The sequence below is a fragment of the Streptomyces sp. NPDC002076 genome (assembly GCF_053593835.1).
The window spans coordinates 1-1987 of sequence record NZ_JBSFDI010000064.1 but is presented as its reverse complement, the minus strand read 5'-3'; the positions used below and the strand labels follow the sequence as shown (position 1 = coordinate 1987).

Here is a 1987-nt window from a genome sequence, read left to right as displayed (position 1 = left end):
CCAGGACCTCCCTGTCACCGTGCCGTCTGCGACCGCCACCCTGCGGTCGCACCGGAGCCGGCGGCACCACCCGCTGAAACAGCTCCCACAATCCGTCCGGCACCATCCGCTCGACCAACTCGCTCGACACGCGAACAGCATGCCGCAAGATCACACCAAACGAAATGGACTGTAAGGGCTTGCAGATCATCAAGGTGTTGCTTCCCGTCCCATGGCTCGTTGATGTGGTACGCGAATCTCGGACGAGATCTGTGCCCAACTCGCCATGAAGTTCGTGCTGTTGTTCCCGCATCTGGATGAGCGGAAGCGACGGCTGCTGATGGCCGCAGAGGCCCGTGTCCTGGGACACGGTGGTGTTCGGGCCGTTGCGCGGGCGGCCTCGGTGAGTGAGACCACGGTACGCAAGGGCGTGTTCGAGCTGGAGGCCGGTGAGGAGCCTCTGGGGCGGGTGCGGCGGCCGGGCGGGGGCCGCAAGAGGGTCGCAGATCTCGATCCGGGGCTGCGGCCGGCACTGCTGGCGCTGGTCGAGCCGGACGAGCGCGGTGATCCGATGTCGCCGCTGCGGTGGACGGTGAAGTCGACCCGCACTCTGGCGCGGGAGCCGGACCGGACAGGGCACAAAGTCAGTGCGGACACGGTCGCGGACCTGCTGCGGGAGGAAGGATTCAGTCTGCAGGCCAACGCCAAGACCATCGAGGGCAGCCAACATCCGGATCGGGATGCTCAGTTCCGGTATCTCAACGAGCGGGCCCGAGATCACCGGGACGCTGGCCAGCCGGTGATCAGCGTGGACACCAAGAAGAAGGAGCTCGTCGGCGAGTTCAAGAACAACGGCCGCCAATGGCGCCCTGAGGCTGATCCGATGCCGGTGAACGTCCATGACTTCGCCGATCCCCAGCTGGGCAAGGCCGTCCCGTACGGAATCTACGATCTCGCGGCGAACACCGGCTGGGTCAACGTGGGCACCGATCATGACACCGCCGCGTTCGCGGTGGAATCGATCCGCCGCTGGTGGTCCGGCCAGGGCCAGGCCGCCTACCCGCAGGCGACACGACTGCTCATCACCGCCGACGCGGGCGGCTCGAACGGCTACCGCACCCGGGCCTGGAAGCTCGAACTCGCCCGGCTCGCTTCCGAAACAGGACTGACGATCACCGTCTGCCACCTGCCACCTGCCACCTGCCACCTGCCACCGGGCACATCGAAGTGGAACAAGATCGAGCACCGGCTGTTCTCGCACATCACTATGAACTGGCGCGGACGCCCGCTGACCAGCCACGAAGTCATCGTCCAGTCCATCGCCGCGACCACCACCCGCACCGGCCTACGCGTCACGACCGAGTTGGACACCAACACCTACCCAACCGGAGTCCAGATCGACGACGCGGAGATGGCGTCCCTGCCACTGACCCGCCACGCCTTCCACGGTGACTGGAACTATGCCCTGCATCCGCAGCCCTGCCCTGCCATCCCAGGGCCCCGGGCTTCACGAAAGCGGGTCCCGGAGTGGAACCATGCGCTACTGTCCGAACCCTGCCCTGACCGGCATGTCCCGGCAGCAACTCAGCGAACTCACCGACACGTTGGCCGTCGACGGCGACGTCAAGCGCGGCCGCCCGCCCCGACTCACCTTCCCCGACCAGGTCCTGGCGGCCGTCCTTCACTTGCGGGTCGCCCTGGCTGCGGAACTCCTCGCCGTGCTGTTCGACAGCAGTCGGACCGCCATGCACCGCACCCTGCTGAAGATCAGGAAATTGCTCAGGGCGCACAGCATCGTCATCCCGCCGGCGGCCACCCCGCCCTCCGCTCTCACAGCCCTCCAGGCCCGAGTTCAAGCCCTGAGCGGCGACCCCAGCAGCGTGATCAAGACGCCATGTTGATGATCTGCAAGCCCTTAGAGGTCGTTTCCTTTGGCGTGATCGTTCGTTGAGCGGTGCATGACGGGTCTGATTGAGCGGTTGGTGCCGGATGAGTTGTGGACGCTGTT

The 1987-nt window shown here is 66.1% G+C and carries 2 pseudogenes; one reads left to right on the top strand and one right to left on the bottom strand.

The window, feature by feature from the left end:
- A pseudogene (locus ACWCQS_RS45985) lies at positions 1–130 on the bottom strand (IS5/IS1182 family transposase); the annotation flags it as partial.
- A 135-nt stretch (positions 131–265) separates the two neighbouring features.
- Here ACWCQS_RS45985 and ACWCQS_RS45980 point away from each other — a divergent pair.
- A pseudogene (locus ACWCQS_RS45980) lies at positions 266–1880 on the top strand (ISAzo13 family transposase).
- Positions 1881–1987: the final 107 nt, after the last annotated feature.